This is a genomic window from Aeromonas oralensis (genome assembly GCF_049665575.1).
Taxonomy (GTDB): Bacteria; Pseudomonadota; Gammaproteobacteria; order Enterobacterales; family Aeromonadaceae; genus Aeromonas; species Aeromonas hydrophila.
In genome coordinates this window covers 1,858,126-1,874,047 of record NZ_CP187186.1, presented here as the reverse complement: position 1 = coordinate 1,874,047, position 15,922 = coordinate 1,858,126, and the positions used below count along the sequence as shown (strand labels likewise).

General features: G+C 63.0%; 13 protein-coding genes. All 13 read right to left on the bottom strand.

The annotated features are described in order from the left end of the window. Nucleotides 1-21: 21 nt before the first annotated feature. The 13 genes from tssA to tssB are packed head-to-tail and all read right to left on the bottom strand — an operon-like array spanning nt 22 to nt 15,436. Nucleotides 22-1,467 carry a type VI secretion system protein TssA gene (gene tssA, locus ACPDZI_RS08950; RefSeq protein WP_438834372.1) on the bottom strand — a complete coding sequence of 482 codons (1,446 nt, stop codon included), beginning with the start codon at nt 1,465-1,467 and terminating at the stop codon, nt 22-24. 8 nt (nt 1,468-1,475) lie between these two features. Continuing rightward, nucleotides 1,476-2,081 carry a type VI secretion system-associated protein VasI gene (gene vasI / locus ACPDZI_RS08945; protein WP_438834371.1) on the bottom strand — a complete coding sequence of 202 codons (606 nt, stop codon included), beginning with the start codon at nt 2,079-2,081 and terminating at the stop codon, nt 1,476-1,478. Further along, on the bottom strand, nt 2,081-3,619 hold the full coding sequence (gene vasH, locus ACPDZI_RS08940; RefSeq protein ID WP_438834370.1) for a sigma-54-dependent transcriptional regulator VasH: 1,539 nt from the start codon (nt 3,617-3,619) through the stop codon (nt 2,081-2,083). The genes vasI and vasH overlap by 1 nt, the downstream gene beginning before the upstream one ends. A 2-nt stretch (nt 3,620-3,621) precedes the next feature. Then, on the bottom strand, nt 3,622-6,264 hold the full coding sequence (gene tssH, locus ACPDZI_RS08935; protein WP_438834369.1) for a type VI secretion system ATPase TssH: 2,643 nt from the start codon (nt 6,262-6,264) through the stop codon (nt 3,622-3,624). A gap of 20 nt (nt 6,265-6,284) precedes the next feature. Continuing rightward, entirely contained in the window at nt 6,285-7,064 is a 780-nt protein-coding gene (gene icmH / locus ACPDZI_RS08930; RefSeq protein WP_010634228.1) for a type IVB secretion system protein IcmH/DotU, read from the bottom strand. A 22-nt stretch (nt 7,065-7,086) separates the two neighbouring features. After that, the gene (gene tssK / locus ACPDZI_RS08925; protein ID WP_213319489.1) at nt 7,087-8,421 is read right to left on the bottom strand and encodes a type VI secretion system baseplate subunit TssK; all 1,335 of its coding nucleotides are present in this window, start codon (nt 8,419-8,421) and stop codon (nt 7,087-7,089) included. Nucleotides 8,422-8,423: 2 nt separating this feature from the next. Then, the gene (gene tssJ / locus ACPDZI_RS08920; protein ID WP_041215374.1) at nt 8,424-8,939 is read right to left on the bottom strand and encodes a type VI secretion system lipoprotein TssJ; all 516 of its coding nucleotides are present in this window, start codon (nt 8,937-8,939) and stop codon (nt 8,424-8,426) included. Then, on the bottom strand, nt 8,939-10,189 hold the full coding sequence (gene tagH / locus ACPDZI_RS08915; protein ID WP_011705717.1) for a type VI secretion system-associated FHA domain protein TagH: 1,251 nt from the start codon (nt 10,187-10,189) through the stop codon (nt 8,939-8,941). The genes tssJ and tagH overlap by 1 nt, the downstream gene beginning before the upstream one ends. A gap of 56 nt (nt 10,190-10,245) precedes the next feature. Continuing rightward, the gene (gene tssG, locus ACPDZI_RS08910; RefSeq protein WP_128272053.1) at nt 10,246-11,244 is read right to left on the bottom strand and encodes a type VI secretion system baseplate subunit TssG; all 999 of its coding nucleotides are present in this window, start codon (nt 11,242-11,244) and stop codon (nt 10,246-10,248) included. Then, nucleotides 11,208-12,974: a type VI secretion system baseplate subunit TssF gene (tssF, locus tag ACPDZI_RS08905; protein WP_438834368.1), complete on the bottom strand. Its 1,767-nt coding sequence runs from the start codon at nt 12,972-12,974 to the stop codon at nt 11,208-11,210. The genes tssG and tssF overlap by 37 nt, the downstream gene beginning before the upstream one ends. 3 nt (nt 12,975-12,977) lie before the next feature. Continuing rightward, a complete protein-coding gene (gene tssE / locus ACPDZI_RS08900) occupies nt 12,978-13,409 on the bottom strand; it encodes a type VI secretion system baseplate subunit TssE (RefSeq protein ID WP_005299981.1) in 432 nt (143 codons plus the stop codon). Nucleotides 13,410-13,415: 6 nt separating this feature from the next. Continuing rightward, a complete protein-coding gene (gene tssC / locus ACPDZI_RS08895; protein ID WP_017411069.1) occupies nt 13,416-14,894 on the bottom strand; it encodes a type VI secretion system contractile sheath large subunit in 1,479 nt (492 codons plus the stop codon). A gap of 38 nt (nt 14,895-14,932) precedes the next feature. Continuing rightward, nucleotides 14,933-15,436 carry a type VI secretion system contractile sheath small subunit gene (gene tssB / locus ACPDZI_RS08890; protein ID WP_005299975.1) on the bottom strand — a complete coding sequence of 168 codons (504 nt, stop codon included), beginning with the start codon at nt 15,434-15,436 and terminating at the stop codon, nt 14,933-14,935. Nucleotides 15,437-15,922 lie beyond the last annotated feature (486 nt).

The following is a 15,922-nucleotide window of genomic DNA, read 5'->3' as shown; positions in this document are numbered from 1 at the left end:
CTCAATGACTCATTTCGGCATTCATTTCGACAACGGCGCCGCCAGGCTCTCCAGGCGGTTGACCAGCCCGGGCTCCCAGTGCGACAACCCGAGGCGACTGGCCTCTTGCCACAAGTGTTGATAGTGCTGGCGCGCAAGCGCCTCCATGCCTTCCTGCGCCAACAGCTCCGCCTGCACCAGCAAGGCGTGGAAGCGATCTCTTGGCTCTTTCAACTGCGCAATCCGCTCATCGAGCAGGGCGAGCGCCGCCGCGACCCCCTGCTCGCCGTGGCGCTGGGCGACCTCCTCGGCCAGCCCCGCCTCGCCACTGCCCGCACTGCCGCCCTTGGCCGGTTGCAGCCAGCGGCCGCACTCGGGGGAGAGAAACGGCGAGCCGTCGCTAAAAGCGAGCTCCCGCAGGGCCGGCAGGCGCTGCAGGAAAGCGCCGAGCTCCTCGGCGATCGCCTGGGCCACAGTCCCAAAGCCGAGCTTCTGGGCCACCTCGGCCGAGAGCCTGTGTCCCTCGAACCAGTAAGGCGCCAGGGTCAGGCTCTGCTCGATGCGCTGCCAGAGCCCCTGATCAGGAGCGTTCATGGCGGCGCGGTACTCGTCCACCATGTCCGCCGACATGGGTGCCAGCGGGGTTTTATTGCCCGGCCCACTCATGGGGACCGTCGTGATCCCGGACCAGACGGCGTGACGGCGCAGCCGATAGCCAACCGCAGCATCAGGCTGGCGCTCGATGAGGAGTTCCGCCACCTTGAGCTGGGTCTGGCGCCAGGCGCGATCGTTGGCACTGTCGATGTCGACGCCAGCACTGCTGCCACCGCCGCTGAGTACCATGGCGCTGGCACCGCTGGCGGTCGATGCCACCGAGGCCGGGGGGCCCGCTGCCGCCGCGTCGCTGCTCTGGGGCTGTCCTGCCGCATTCGCCTCGGCCTGTGCCACCTGCTGGCGCTGGGCCCGCTTCAGCCCCATCACCAGCGGGTCGAGCAGCTCTCCTTTGTCGGGACACTGGGCCAGCCAGACCCGCTCCAGTTGCTCGGCCTGGGCCAGCAACTGGGCCAGCTCGGCCGCCGAGGCGCTCTCGCAAATGCGCGGCAGGGCCCCTTCGAAGCGCTTGACGATTTGCACCATCAGCCGCTGTTTCTGGCTGGCATTGCCGGGCCAGGCCAGCAGCCAGTAGGCCTGGATCCAGGCCTCCAGCAGGCTGATCGCAGCCCCCAAGGGAGTCGCCTTGGCCGGGTGCTGCAGGCAGCGCAGCAGCTGGGCCAGCACCCGCATGTCCTTGGTGCGGCTCTCCAGCAAGCCAAGGCAGGCCTCGGCCACCGCATTGAGATCCACCTGGCTGTGAGCGAGGGATCCCAGCTTGACCAGCTCGGTCTCCACGTAGTCCCAGCGCGGCTCGTCAGCCAGCACGGCGCCTCTGATCTGTTCATCCGGCAGGCTGGTGAGCAGGCGTGCACACCAGGGGTGTTGATAGCTCATAGTCCCTCCTACCAGCGGCACTGCTGACGCAGCGGTGCCAGCGCCTCTTTCAGGCCGCTCAGGTCGACCCGCAAGAGGGCGCCGCTGTCGGCCCGCACCTGCAGCTCGCGATGGCCCAGCCAGCGCTTGAGCTCCTCGATGGCCGGCAGACCGCGGCCATATTCCAGCAGCAGACCCTGATCCCGGATAAACCAGCTCTGGGAACCGGCACTCGGCTGACCATCCAGTTCGACCTGCACTTTCTCGCCGCTCCAGGGAGAGTCCAGCCGCAGCCGGATATGAGTGATGCTGTCGACGCAGCCGATGGAGAGCGTCGCCCCGCGCAGTGCCGGGCGGGTCAGGGTTTCACTGCCGCGCGTTTCATCGCTTTGCAAGAGGAAGGGCGCGCTCGCTGGCATGCGGGCCTGCTCCTGGGCCCAGATGGCCTGCCAGGCAGCCGACTTGGGGGCGGCCCCTTCGGCGGCACTGGCCGCGCCATTGCCGATGGCGTCATAGCAGGCGAGCCGCACCAGCGGCGAGGGCTCCTGCCGGCAGGCCTGCCAGCGCGCCATGTCCAGCGGGACCTCGGCCGCACTGGTGGCCAGCAGCAGCGGTAACAAGCCGAGGATGCTCATCAGTTCACCTCCAGTTTCTGGCACTTGTGATCCAGGGTGCGCTTGGGAATGTTGAGGCTCTCGGCCACCAGCATCCGATTGCCCTGGAAGTGGCGCAGCCGCGCCTCGATGACGGAAGCCTCGTACTGCTGCATGGCCCGGCGCAGATCGCGGATGTGGTTGTAGTCGTCCATGGCGCCGGGCAACTCGACGCAGACCCGCTCGCGCAGCTCCGGCGGCAGCGCCTCCAGCCCCACCTCCTCCCCGTGACGGGTATGGGCGCAGGCCACCTCCAGCAGGTTACGCAGCTCGCGCACGTTGCCGGGGAAGTCATAGGTCTGCAGCTGTTTCAAGAACTTGCGCTGCAAGCCGGCGAGCGTCTTGCCATCCTGGGCGGCAAACTGGGCCATGAAGTGCTGGCAGAGCAGCGGCACGTCATCCATGTGCTCGCGCAGGGGGGCGATCAGCAGCAGGCACTGACAGAGGCGGTGGTAGAGGTCCGCCCGAAACTGCCCCTCCTCCACATGGCGGGTGAGCGGCTGATGGGTGGCGGCGATGAGGCGAAAATCGGAGTGATACTCCTGCTCGGCCCCGAGCGGCCGGTAACTGCGGGTTTCCAGCACCCGCAGCAGCTTGGCCTGCATGGCGGCGGGCATGTCCCCCACCTCGTCCAGAAACAGGGTGCCACCGTTGGCCTGGGCCACCAGCCCGGTCTTGTTGGCAAGGGCGCCGGAGAAGGCCCCCTTCTGGTAACCGAACAGCTCGCTCTCGATGAGGTTCTCCGGGATGGCGGCGCAGTTGATGGCGACAAACGGCTTGTTGGCGCGCTCGGAGCACTGGTGCACCAGCCGGGCTACCACCTCCTTGCCACTGCCGGTTTCCCCCTGGATCAGCACGGTCAGCTTGTGTTGGCCGGCCTGATTGATCTGCTCGCGCAGCCCGCGGATCACCGCCGACTGGCCGACCAGCTGATCGCCGAGCAGCTTCTCGTGTTGACGCAGCCGCTCCCCCTCGCCCTTTATCTGGCGCAGGGAGTCGCGCAGTACCCCCTGATCCCGCCGGCTGCGACCGAGATCGCGAATAAGGGTGAGCTGGTTGCAAAAGACCTGGGAGAGCTGGGCCAGCTCGGGGCCGTCGGCCCAGGCCCGCAGCACCTCCCCTTCATCCATCAGGGCCAGCACGGCAAACGGCTTGCCGTTGCCATCCAGCAGCGGATACGCGTGCAGCCCGCACTGCTGGCCAAGGTTGGCCAGCAGTGCGCGAAAACCAGCGTGCTCGATGCGAGCACCGCCGTAGAGGGAGTCCCAGGTGCGGGACTGGGCCTTGTGCAGCACATAGGCAAGGGGGTGGGAAAAATCGTCCACCGCCAGCCCCAGCGCCACTTCCTTCCCCCTGACCCAGCCTTGGCACTCCAGCTGACGGCCGCTCACATCCAGCATGCCGAGCAGCAGCCCCTTGGGCTGGAAGCTGGCATGAAGGGTCGAGCTCCACCAGTGGCACAGGTGCGGCTCATCGCGCTGGGCGGTGAGGGCCAGGGCAAATGCGAGGGCTTGCTCCATACTCAAGCCCCCACCTCGGCCACGAACTGGTGATCAGCCACGGAAAAGTGGACGCGCTTGATGGGGTCACCGGCCGAGAGGCGCTGCAGCAGTTGCAGGGAGACCGGCGGCAGCAGGGCGCCGTCGATGACGGATTCGAGCATGCGGGCACCGTTCTCGCTGCGATTGGCTCGCAGCAGGATCTCTTCCGCCACCTCACCGTCCAGCACCACCTCGGCGCCAAAGCGCTCCTTGAGCAGCTTGACCAGCCGGTTGAGCTTGCCGCCGACGATCTGCACCAGGGTATCGTGACCCAGCGGCAGATAAGGGATCACCTCCATGCGCGCCAGCAGGGCCGGCTTGAAGAAGGCGGCGAGCTCCGGATAGAGGGCATCCAGCAGCACGTCGGGCTGCTCGGCATGGTCGACGATGGTCTGGAAACCGAGGTTGGAAGTGAGGAAGAAGACCACGTTCTTGCAGTCGATGATGCGCCCTTCCCCATCCGCCAGCTCGCCCTTGTCGAACGCCTGATAGAAGAGGTTGAGCACATCCGGGTGCGCTTTTTCCACTTCATCCAGCAGCACCACCGAGTAGGGCTTCTGGCGAATGGCCTCGGTCAGCACGCCCCCCTCGCCGAAACCGACGTAGCCGGGCGGCGAGCCGATGAGACGAGAGACGGTGTGCTTCTCCTGATACTCGGACATGTTGATGGTGGTCAGATACTGGCGACCACCGAACATCAGCTCGGCAATCTGCAGCACGGTTTCGGTCTTGCCGACCCCGCTCGGGCCCACCAGCAGGAAGGCCCCCAGCGGACGGCCGGGACGGCGCAGGTCGGCGCGGGCGGTGAGCAGGTGCTTGTGCAGGTGAGCCACCGCCACATCCTGCCCCTTGATAAGCTCGCCGAGGTATTCCGGCAGACGGGTCACCACATCCAGCTCCCCTTGCGAGATGCGATTGAGGGGCACCCCGGTCCACTCGGCGATGACGGCGGCAATCTGGGTCTTGTCGACGTGAGCGGAGACTAGCACTTCCCCCTGCTGCAGCTCGGTCAGCTCGCGCTCGAGGGTGGCCAGCTGCTCGGCAGCGGCCTGCGGATCGAGCGGCGCATCGGCGAGATCCAGCGCCTCTCTGGCCAGCATCTCATCCTGCTGATCGGCCAGCAGGGCTGCGCGCAGCTCGACAATCTGGTGCACCAGCCCCTGCTGTTGTTGCCACCGGGCCTCCTGCTCGGCCAGCTCTTCACGGCAAGCTTGCTGGGCCGCCTGCAACTCGGCCAAGCGCTCTGCGTTGTCACCAAGACCTATCAGGCTCTGGCGCTCCAGCTGGCGGATCTCCAGCTCGCGCTGGCGCAGCGAGTTTTGCAGGTGGCTGACCGCACGCGGCGGGGTAGTGAGGTTGATGGCCACCCGGGCACAGGCGGTATCGAGCACGTCAATAGCCTTGTCCGGCAGCTGACGGCCGGAGATGTAACGGGCGGAGAGCTGGGCGGCGGCCTGCAGCGCCTCCTCGTCGATCAGCACTCCGTGGGCCTTCTCGTAGATACTGCGCAGGCCGCGCAGGATCACGGTGGCCTCGTCGGCATCGGGCTCACCGACTTTCACCAGCTGGAAGCGGCGCGACAGGGCCGCGTCTTTTTCCACGTATTTCTTGTACTCGCCCCAGGTGGTGGCGGCGATGGTGCGCAGCTCGCCCCGGGCCAGCGCCGGCTTGATGAGGTTGGAGACATCCAGTCCGCCGGCCTGGTTGCCGGCCCCAATCAGGGTGTGCGCCTCGTCGATGAACAGGATGACCGGTTGCACGGCGTCCTTGACCTCCTGCATCACCCCCTTGAAGCGCTTCTCGAACTCCCCCTTGACCGAGGCGCCGGCCTGCATGGCGCCGAGATCCAGGGTCATCAGCTCGACCCCGCGCAGCTTCTCCGGTACCTGACCCGCCACCATGCGCAGGGCCAACCCCTCGATGAGGGCACTTTTACCGACACCGGCCTCCCCCACCACGATGGGGTTGTTCTTGCGACGACGGGAGAGGATGTCGATCATCAGGTCGATTTCGTGATCCCGGCAGAGCACGGGATCCAGGCTGCCCTGGCGGGCCTGCTCGGTCACGTTGACGGTAAAGCGGGCCAGCAGGCTGGCATCGGCCGGCAGGGCGGCCTGGGCCGTCTTGCCGCCGGAGGCGATGGTCACTTGTGTCTCGGCAGACTCCTTGACCCACTCGTCGAACTGCTGGCGCAGCAGCTCGCGATTGACCTTGGCGAGCAGGCGGGTCACCGAGCCCGGCAGGTAGCGCTGGGGGGTCATCAGCAGCACCAGCAGCATGACGCCGCTGCGCAGCTGGACATGTTGCAGCTCGGCGGAGGCGAGCAGCCAGCTGTCTTGCAGCCACTCCACCAGCATGGGCGAGAAGGAGGGGTAACCCTGGCCATAGCTGCTGTCGGCAGCGGACGGTTGCAGCAGGGTCTTGAGCTCTTCCACCTCCACCTCGGCCACCTTCAGGATCTGGCGCACGTCGCTCAGCGGGATCTCCAGCATCTTGAGCAGCAAATGCTCGATGCGGATCTCGGCTCCCTGGTGATTGACGCAGAGGGCTGCAGCCTCCTCCAGCATGTGACGGCAGATGGGGTTGAGTCTTTCCACCAGTACCGGTAGCTCTATACGAATCAAGGCGTGCTCTCCTTAGGTATTTATTTTAATAATTCGCCCAGTTGACGCAGTACGTCCTGGGTCTGGTTATTGAGTTGGTGGTGATATAGGCCAAAGATCAGCGCCAGGATCAGCGCGCCGCCCATGAACAGGCTGCGCAGGGAGACCTGCTTGCGCAGCTGGTAGCGGGAGGCCTGCTGGCCCAGATCGAGGTGAAACACGCTGGGCGCCTCGCCACCGGCCTCGGGGGCCAACTGCTTGTGCAGCTGGCGCACGATGCGCTCGAACTCCCCTTGTCCCTTGCTCATCACCTTGTAACGCCCCTCGAAACCGAGGCACAGACAGAGGTAGATGAACTCCAGAATGTCGCGATAACGCACCGGGTCTTCCTGCAGGCGGGCCAGCAGCACGAACACCTTCTCGCCGCCCCAGGTCTCGTTGTGAAAGCGGGTCAGCAGGGAGTGCTCGGACCATTCGCTCTGGCTGCCCCAGTCGCGGCCCATCACGGCCTCGTCGATGAAGGTGCAGAGGATGTAGCGAAACGACAGCACCACCCCGTTCTCGTAGCCCTGGGCCATCAGCTCCTGTTCGATGGCCTGGATCTCGGTCACCACCCGCTGGTAGAGCTCGGGCACCCGGTCGTAGCGCGACAGCAGGCGCACCCGCTGCACCAGCCCCAGCAAGGGGGTCACCGCATCGATCATCGGGTTGATGCTCTGGCCGCGCAGGCGGAACCAGTAGTCCGAATCCATGTCCAGCTGCTCGGCATGATCGAACAGCAGGTCGCTGAGTTGCTCGTTCTTGATAATGTCCGTGGTCATCTCTGCTTATTCCTTGGTGCGATCACTGGCTGCGAATGGCCCAGAGCTGCATGTCGAGCTCGGGGAAGTCGCCGGCGATGTGGAAGGCAAGGGTGTTGCCCACCGCCAGCATCTGCCAGGCCGGGCTCTGCCGGTCGAGCTGGAAGTAGCTGTAACCGGCGTGATAGGGCAGCTGGCGCGGCGCCACCGGCAGCGGCAGCAGCGGAATGCCGGGCAGTTGCAGGCTGATGAGCTCGCGGATCTTGTCGCTGGAGGCCACCTTGGTCTGCTGCAGCAACTGCTTGCGCAGCTGCTCCTGCGGCATGCGGGCACGCACCGCCAGCACGAAGTCGGCGCTGGTCATCAGCTCGCTCTCGTTGACCATGGCCACCATGATGCCGTACTGGTGCTTGCGCAGCTGGATGGAGACGGCGCGCGGCGACAGCACGGTACTGAGCGCCTGGCGCAGGGCCAGCATCACCGGCTCGAAGCTCACCTGCTGATCGTCGTGCCGATAGGCGGGGAACTCGGGCGGCAGACGGGACTCGTCGGTAAAGGTCATCAGCTCGCCACAGATCTGCACCAGCGCCTCATGCAGCCGCTCGGGGTGCAGGGTGCCAAGGCGCGCCAGATGGGAGAGCTGGGGCTGGGCCCGGTTGAGCAGTTGCAGCATCATGAACTCGGCCACGTCGGCCACCCCCTGCTGACCCGGCGCGGCGATGCGCTGGGAGAGGCTGCGGGCCCGCTCGGCCACGAGGCCGGCGGATTCGCCGAGGAAGCGCTTGAGGGTCGGGATGGCGGAGACGCTGATGCTGCAGGGCATAAAGTTGGGATCCAGCACCAGGCCGCCGTCCGGACGCTTGTCCAGAATGCGGGCGATGGCGAGCGAGGCGTAGGCGCTGCGATCCTCCCGCTCCAGCATCAGCCGCAGGCTGACCCGCCCCACCTCGAGGGAGACCACGTCCCCCCCTTCGCTGTGCAAGTCGCGCACGTCGTGGCGATGGGCTTGCAACCGGGTAGCGACCTGACCGCCCTGATTGACCTCGTTGACGCCGCTCACCGAGAGCGGCAGCGCCAGATAGACCTTCTGGTTGGCCACCGAGGCGTCGGTGACTTCCAGCGGGGTCGGCAGCACGTCGTCATTGGGGATGTTGAACACGGTACCGTCCGGCAGAATGCCGGTGGCCCCCACCAGGGCTATGCGACCAAAGCCCAGGTAGTCCTCGTTGATGGCAAGCGACTGCAAGCCGTAGAAATAGTCGGACAGCGCGCTCAGGCGAGCGTGCAGCGCGTAATCCGAATGTCTTTGTTGTTGCTGGAAGTGCTGAGGCTTGATGAACAGCCCCTCACGCCAGATAACCCGATTTCGACTCGACATGGTTATTCTTCTTCTTTTTGCAGTTCCACTTCATCCAGGCGCAGGTGCACCAGGATTTGATAAGCCGTTCCCTTGCTCTTGATCTTGATGACCTTGCGCCACTCGGCGCTGTCGGGGTCGGCGTAGCGTGCGATCACCCCGATGTAGCGGGTCTTCTCGTCGAGCTTGATGGGGGGCAGGTATTTGAACTGGCCCGGCAGCAGGGTGTAGTCCTGATGGTCCAGGTAGTTCTTGCCAAGGGCCTTCTCCACGTCCGCGGTCACCTGGTCGTAGTCGGTGGCAAGCAGCTTGGAATCCTCCGCCAGCAACACCACCTGAAACTCGATGGGCGCCGCCTCCCCGCTCTCATTGGGATTGACGTCAGGCTCCGCCAGCAGACTCAGCCCCAGGGTAGAGGGCTGATCATTGTTGCTGCCCACCTGGATATCCGGGTTCATGGCCACGTCTGCCATCTTGCCCATGGTGGTACAACCTGCCAGGGCCAGCAGCGCGGCGCCCAGCATCAGCGCTCGTATCATCAAATCAGTCCCTGTTGCTGACGCACGGCCTGGTCATAGGCCTGGGCATACACCTGGTGGAACAGCTTGTCGAACCCCTGCTGGCGGGCGGAGGTGAGCTCGCGGTAGTAGTGCTGGTACATGTCCCAGGCCCAGCCTTCGTCGGCCGTGCCCGGTGCACCGCTGCGGCGGTATTGCTCGAAACGCCCCAGCAGCGCCTGCGGCGAAAACGCCTGCAAGATGCTGTCGAGCGCCGCGCCGATGGCCTGCTGGTTCGCCACGTGGTGGATGCGCACGTTGTGCAGGCTCTCGGCCACCGCCGCCGGTGCGCTCAGGTGGACCGGGCTCTTCTGCTCGGCAAACAGCACCGCCAGGGTCTCGTCATAATCAAGGCCCAGGCGCAGCGGGTTGTCCTCGATGGGACGCAGGTGCTTGTCCGCCAGTGCCGCCTGCTCGTTTTGCAGCTGCAGCAGCCCCTCCACCATGGCCCGCACCGTCTTGCCCATCTCTTCGAGCATGTCGTGGGCCTGCTGGGTGTCCTGCAGTTGCAAGGGTTGGCCCAGGCCACGCATCAGCGGGGTCAGTGCCACGTGGTCGACGCCGTCCAGCGACAGCTGATAATCGGGATGGTTCTCGATGGCGGGCATATCCAGAAATTCTTGGTTCATGGTGTTCTCGACAGCAGAAAAAGGGGCAAGAGGGGGAACGTCCACATCCGGTTGTGAACGCAGTGAAGCCTGCAGGCGACCGTCCGCCAGCGGACCATCCATCAACGGATTGGGCGCTCTGCGCTCCTGCTGCAATGCCAGCAAGGGATCGGCCGCCAGGGTGCGCGGATCGTCAGCCGGTACGACCGGCTCATCGCTGGTCAGCCACTCGTCGAGCTGCTCGGTGGGACGGTTGCCCAGCACCTGTTGCAGGCTCTGCTCGGGGGTGATGGCCCCCAGGTAGGCGCGCAACCGGAACGGGCCGACCACGAGCTCGTCCCCCTGCTCCAGATGCACCTTGCGGGCCCGCCCGATGGGCGAGGTGGCCCCGTTGATATAGGTCTGGCCGCTCAGATCGCACAGGCAGAAGCGACCGTCGTTGAGCTCGATGCGGGCGTGGGCGGGCATGACGGCCCCCAGCCTGTCGCGCAGTTGCCAGTCATCCTGTTCGGAGGCCCCCAGGGTCCCCCCCATCTCGTCGAAGCGGTACTGCACCTGCTGGCTGCCGTCGAGCTGTTCGCTGTTGAGCACCACCAGGGAAAGTTGCTGGTTAAAATCGTCCACAGTTACTCCTGCACTGATTCCTGTAGTTAAATTTTCTGCGCTGCTGATGTCTGCACTCATTCCTGCACGCAGATGGTCACGAACGGATCACTCGGCGGCTGGCCGAGAAAGGTACTCCACCCCAGGCGGGCACTCTGCTCCTCCCCCAGCCTCAACCCCCTCGCCTGCTCCTGGCCGAATCCCAGACGTAGATCCCAGGCCAGCTGATCGCGCAGGATGAAGGAGACGAAGGTCACCAGGGCATGAAAGTGCTCCCCGTTCGGCAGAAAGCCGAGAAACTGGCCAAAGCTCAGGTTGTTGATCTTCAACAAGAACTTGCCGGCACAGTCATTCACCTTGTCACCGATGACAAAATCGCTCCCCAGGGTGGCGCAGGCGCCGCCGAGGCGATTTTGCTGATCCTCATGAATAGGCACCTTGCGCCACTGCCAGGCACTCACCTGCACGTCGGCCAGATCGAAGCAGTGGGCCACCAGACCGGCCACCACCTCGGGGGAGCGGCTGGGGCTGGCCAGCATGCCCGCGTAGGAGAGCATCTTGGCCCGGTTGACCGGCAGGCTCTGGCAGACCGCCTCATTGCCAAGCCCCACCAGGGCGAACATCAGGCGGGAGAAACCATCCTCGCCGTTGTCCTGAAACCGCACGTGGTAGCGATACTTGCGCCAGATCCGGTGCAGCAGGGTCAGCAGACGGTGGTGGAAGAAGTCCAGAAACAGGCCGAGCTTCTGCTCCCCCTGGGCGTACTCCCACGCCAGCGAATCGAGGTAATAGCCGGGCATCGGCGACTGGCTGCCGTGCAGGCCGAGGAAGGCCACCTCCAACTCGTGACGCCCCTGCCCGTCCCGACCAATCTGCAGCACGTCGCTGGTGGGAAACCCCAGGGAGGCGGTCGCCTTGAAGCGGATGTTCTCGTCACCGGGCAGGTAGTCGAGCCCCCGCTCCTGATCGGCACCATCGAGCCGATTGAGCAGCTCAACCAGCTGGAAGAAGTTGAAGCGGGGCGCCTCCCGGGCGGCGCTCACATCAGGGAGTGCTGACCGATCTGGACTGGCCATTGATAGCGCTCCTTGTTGTCGAGATTGACCACCTCAAGCAGGTGGAAGGCGTTGACGCTGGCATAGAGCGAGAAGAAGTGGGCCAGTACGGTACTGAACAGATAGAGCTCCCCTTCGCTGCCAAAGGCGGACTGGCGGATGGAGAGCACCGACTTGAGCCCCCGCACCGGCATGCCGCGCACCAGCCGGTCCACCGGCTTGGTCTCGATCTCCTCGATCCCCGCCAGCCGCTTGCGCGAGGCCTGCTCCGCCTGCTTGTCGTGCAGCGCCGGAAAGTCGTAGGTGCGCAGCACCTGCACCAGGGCATCGCGGCGCAGCAGGGAGACATAGTTGAGCGACAGGTTGGATATCAGCGTCCAGTGCAGACTGCCGTCCAGCGCCGGGCGCAGCGGCCGGGTCGGCCGGATCAGGTTGCGGAAGGTGGCAAACGAGGGCGAGCTGCCGGTCGGTACGCAGACGCTGCCCACCTTGAGACGGGCAGCGCGAGAGCGGTTGGTGCAGGTGAGCGTCACCGAGATGGATTCATCCAGTTCGACCGTGGTGGTTTCATCCCCGCGCACGAATGAGAGGCTGTGCTCGAAGCCATCCCCGCTCACCGCCTCCTTGACCCGCACCCGGTAGTAGAGCGCCAGCCGCTGCTTGGCCCGCTCGATCTGGTGCTGGAAGCTCTCGAACGGCTGATAGATGCGCGGCGTACCGCGGGAGCGGCCGAGGTTCCCCTCGACCCAGCCCTCCACCTGATCCACCGAGAAGATCTCGAAGCTGTCGGCATGGCGATAGCTCGCCTTGAGGGGATACTCCGCCTGACGACCGTTGAGGTTGACCGGCTCGCTGTCGTGCTGGAACAGGTTGATGGCCGGTACACAGTTGAGCATGAAGGAGTCGGGACGGATCTTGAGCTCCGCCGGCAATGGCCGGTCGAAGCAGAAGTGCACCTTGAATTCGCTCACCGGCAGCGGCTGTTTGGGCCACTCGCCACCGGAGAGTTCGAAGAAGAGGAAGCTTTCCGGGAAGCAGAAGTACTCCTGCAGGATCCGGTAGCCGGAATAGACGTTGTTCGGATAGGGCAAGAGCGCGTCATCGCGCTCGAAGCCGACCGACTTGAGGGCTTTGGCCCCTTGGCGAAAGCGCTTGCCGTCGATCTCCAGCTCGATATGGGAGAGCTGGTTGGAGAGCCAGAAGTAGAGTTCATAGGCGGTGTAGCTGTCACCACCAAGGAAGAAGCGCAGCTTGTCCAGCTGCAACTCGCTCAGCGGCAAAGGAGCATGCAGGACGATATCCAGCGAAATGGTAGAGAGATCGTTGCCGCTCTGGGCCGCGATATGACGGATATCGGCCGGATAGACCCAGGTATCGTGACAGGTCTGGAAATGACAGGTCACCTCGTCCAGGGGCAGACTGTCGAGCTGACAACCTTGCCTGACCAGCGCCGGCTGGGCGATGGCGCCCGGAATGACCGAAAACTGCATGATGGTCATGCTGGGCACGGGACGCAGGTAGTTGGGCCAGAGCATGTTAAGCAGACCGTGAGTCAGCTCGGGAAACTCATCCTCAATCTTGGCGCGCAGGTTGCCCGTGAGGAAGGCGAACCCCTCCAGCAGGCGTTCCACGTCCGGATCGGTGTTCTGCTCCGACAGAAAGCGGGTGAGCTCGGGATAGGCGTCGGCAAATTCGCGCCCTTGCAGGCGCAAAAATGCCAGTTCATCCCTGAAGTAATGTTCCAGCGACATTGATCAGACCATGCGGTAATGACGGTGACTGTCCATATGGACGTTGAACGAGGTAACTTGCTCGATATGCTCCAGCCGAACGTGGGCCGTCACCTGAAACGACATCTCAAGTGGACTCGCCTGATAGTCGGGTGAACGAACATCCACATGGATGATCCGTGGTTCATAACGACGGATGCATTGCCGGATCGCCTCCCGGATCCGCCCCTTGATATCCGCACTGCCCTGAGTGGCGTCATTGAGATCAATGACCCCCAGATCGGGTGCACTGCGGCAATTGCCGGGGCGGGTGTTGAGGATCTGGTCGAGCTGCCGTTTGACAGAGTCGACCAGTTCATCAACTTCCGAACGAGGGGAGGAGCCAAGCCCCTCCCCCCGGATGCGATCAAACAGGCTGGCCGCATTTCCTCTATCCCAGGAAGAGAGATGCGGCATCGGGCCTTATTCCTTGTCCAGTCGACCTACCAGAGAGAGCTCGAAGCTCGCCCCCATGTACTTGAAGTGCGGGCGCACGGCCATGGCAACCTGGTACCAGCCCGGCTCCCCTTCCACATCCAGCACCTTGATCTGGGCGGCGCGCAGCGGACGACGGCTACGTACGTCTGCCGGCGGGTTTTCCTGATCGGCAACGTACTGCTTGATCCAGCCATTCAGCTCGCGTTCCAGATCCTGACGCTCCTTCCAGGAACCGATCTGCTCGCGCTGCAGCACTTTGATGTAGTGCGCCAGGCGGTTGATGATGAACATGTAGGGCAGCTGGGTACCCAGCTTGTAGTTGGTTTCCGCTTCTTTGCCTTCCTTGGTGTTCGGGAACACCTTGGGTTTTTGCACCGAGTTGGCGGAGAAGAAGGCGGCGTTGTCGCTGTCCTTGCGCATGGTCAGGGTGATGAAACCCTCTTCCGACAGCTCGTATTCGCGACGGTCGGTGATGAGCACCTCGGTCGGGATCTTCGCCTGCAGCTGACCCATGGCCTCGTAGACGTGCACCGGCAGGTCGTGGATGGCACCACCGCTCTGCGGGCCTATGATGTTCGGGCACCAGCGATACTTGGCGAAACTGTCGGTCAGGGAAGTACCCATCAGGTAGGCGGTGTTGCCCCACAGATAGTGGTCGTGATCCGAGCTGATGTCTTCCTGATAGTTGAAGCCCTTGATGGGGTTTTCGGTCGGGTCGTAGGGCAGACGCGCCAGGAAGCGCGGTGCGGTCAGCCCCAGATAACGGGCATCTTCCGATTCACGCAGGGAGCGCCACTTGGTGTAGGCCGGCCCTTCGAAAACCGATTTCAGATCCTTGATGGAAGGCAGATCGGTAAAGCTGTCGACGCCGAAGAAGGCTGGTGCGACGGAAGAGATAAACGGCGCATGGGCCATGGCACCCACCGCACTGACGTATTGCATCAGCTTGATGTCGGGTGAGCTGTGGGTAAAGGCGTAATCACCGATTACAGCGCCGACGGGCTGGCCACCGAACTGACCGTAGCCAGTCGAGTAGACATGCTTGTAGAGGCCGGACTGGGTGATTTCGGGCGAGAACTCAAAATCTTCCAGCAGCTCTTCTTTGGTGGCATGTAGCACCTGGATCTTGATGTTCTCGCGAAAATCGGTGCGATCCACCAAGAGCTTCAGGGAGCGCCAGGAGGACTCCATCTCCTGCAGCTCTTTGGCATGCAGGATGACGTCCATCTGCTTGCTGAGCTTCTTGTCGAGCTCGACAATCATGCTGTCCACCAGCGCCTTGTTGACTGGCTCGCTGGTGGTACCGCTGTCCAGAATGTTGGCGATCAGGGCTGCAACCCCCTGCTTGGCAACGCTGTAACCTTCATCCACCGGGGTGATACGAGCCTGCGCCATGATTTCGTCCAGCAAGGACGAGGAGGCGGCACCCGCCCCCGCTTGAACCTGTTCTTCGACCAAAGACATGTTTGTTCCTTTCTCGTTCAGTCAATCCAACCCGGCGATCACTCGGCAGGCTTAATCAAATCCAGCTCTTTGAGCAGCTGCTCACGAGCGTCATCACTGGACAGCAGATCCTGCAAACGATTGCGGAAGGCGGGGATATTGCCCAGCGGCCCCTTCAGGGCAACCAAGGCCTCGCGCAGTTCCAGCAGCTTGCGCAGCTCGGGCACTTGCTGTGCCACGCTGTCAGGGGTGAAGTCTTCCAGAGACTGGATCTTGATCGAAACCGGCAGCTCATCCTGGCTGTTTTCTTCCAGACGATTGGGAACGGAAAACTTCAGTTCCAGCGCGGATTCTTTCATGACAGACGAGAAGTTATTCTTGTCGATGGAGACGGTCTGACGCTCCTCGATCGGAGTGTCTTCAGTACGGCCCTTCATATTGCCGACCACCATCATGGTCAACGGAAGCTCTATTTCCGCCTGCTGACCACCGGTTGCCGGTACATATTTGATGTTGATACGTTCTTTGGGCGCAACAGTGCCGCCGTCAATTCCTTTTCCCATGCTCTAAATACCAAGTTAAGGGTCAACCAAGACCCTAAAGCTTATAGCCAACGCCCTTGCCAACAACTGTCAAAAATGACAGTTGACTGAACCACCGATGGATTCAGTGAGAAGTTCATCAGCTGACGATGCGTCTCCGATATACCAAAGCAGAAGCTCTAATAACCAAAAACGCAGTATGCATCTTGTTATCTATACAATCCGATTTTGCCTCTACTCTTTGTTAGAGGTCATATTGGCCTAAGAGCCATTTGCGCCGCATGGTATATGCGTGTGGCACAGATAGTCAATTGATTATTTATCAACGAAGAGGAAATGAAATATAAAAGTAAAGTAAAAACAGACAGTTACAATCAAATCAAGATAGTCGCATGTGACTCTTGAAACTAGACCTCACTCTCGGAAAAATAGATTCCAGAGTCAATAAATTTGAATGTTAGTGATCCATACATCTCACCATGAGCCAGTGCGACAAAGATGGTCGCG

Bases quoted from the DNA above. Each gene is read 5' to 3' on its own strand.
- tssA (WP_438834372.1), bottom strand. From the start codon at position 1,467: ATGAGCTATCAACACCCCTGGTGTGCACGCCTGCTCACCAGCCTGCCG.
- vasI (WP_438834371.1), bottom strand. From the start codon at position 2,081: ATGAGCATCCTCGGCTTGTTACCGCTGCTGCTGGCCACCAGTGCGGCC.
- vasH (WP_438834370.1), bottom strand. From the start codon at position 3,619: ATGGAGCAAGCCCTCGCATTTGCCCTGGCCCTCACCGCCCAGCGCGAT.
- icmH (WP_010634228.1), bottom strand. From the start codon at position 7,064: ATGACCACGGACATTATCAAGAACGAGCAACTCAGCGACCTGCTGTTC.
- tssK (WP_213319489.1), bottom strand. From the start codon at position 8,421: ATGTCGAGTCGAAATCGGGTTATCTGGCGTGAGGGGCTGTTCATCAAG.
- tssJ (WP_041215374.1), bottom strand. From the start codon at position 8,939: ATGATACGAGCGCTGATGCTGGGCGCCGCGCTGCTGGCCCTGGCAGGT.
- tssG (WP_128272053.1), bottom strand. From the start codon at position 11,244: ATGGCCAGTCCAGATCGGTCAGCACTCCCTGATGTGAGCGCCGCCCGG.
- tssF (WP_438834368.1), bottom strand. From the start codon at position 12,974: ATGTCGCTGGAACATTACTTCAGGGATGAACTGGCATTTTTGCGCCTG.
- tssE (WP_005299981.1), bottom strand. From the start codon at position 13,409: ATGCCGCATCTCTCTTCCTGGGATAGAGGAAATGCGGCCAGCCTGTTT.
- tssC (WP_017411069.1), bottom strand. From the start codon at position 14,894: ATGTCTTTGGTCGAAGAACAGGTTCAAGCGGGGGCGGGTGCCGCCTCC.
- tssB (WP_005299975.1), bottom strand. From the start codon at position 15,436: ATGGGAAAAGGAATTGACGGCGGCACTGTTGCGCCCAAAGAACGTATC.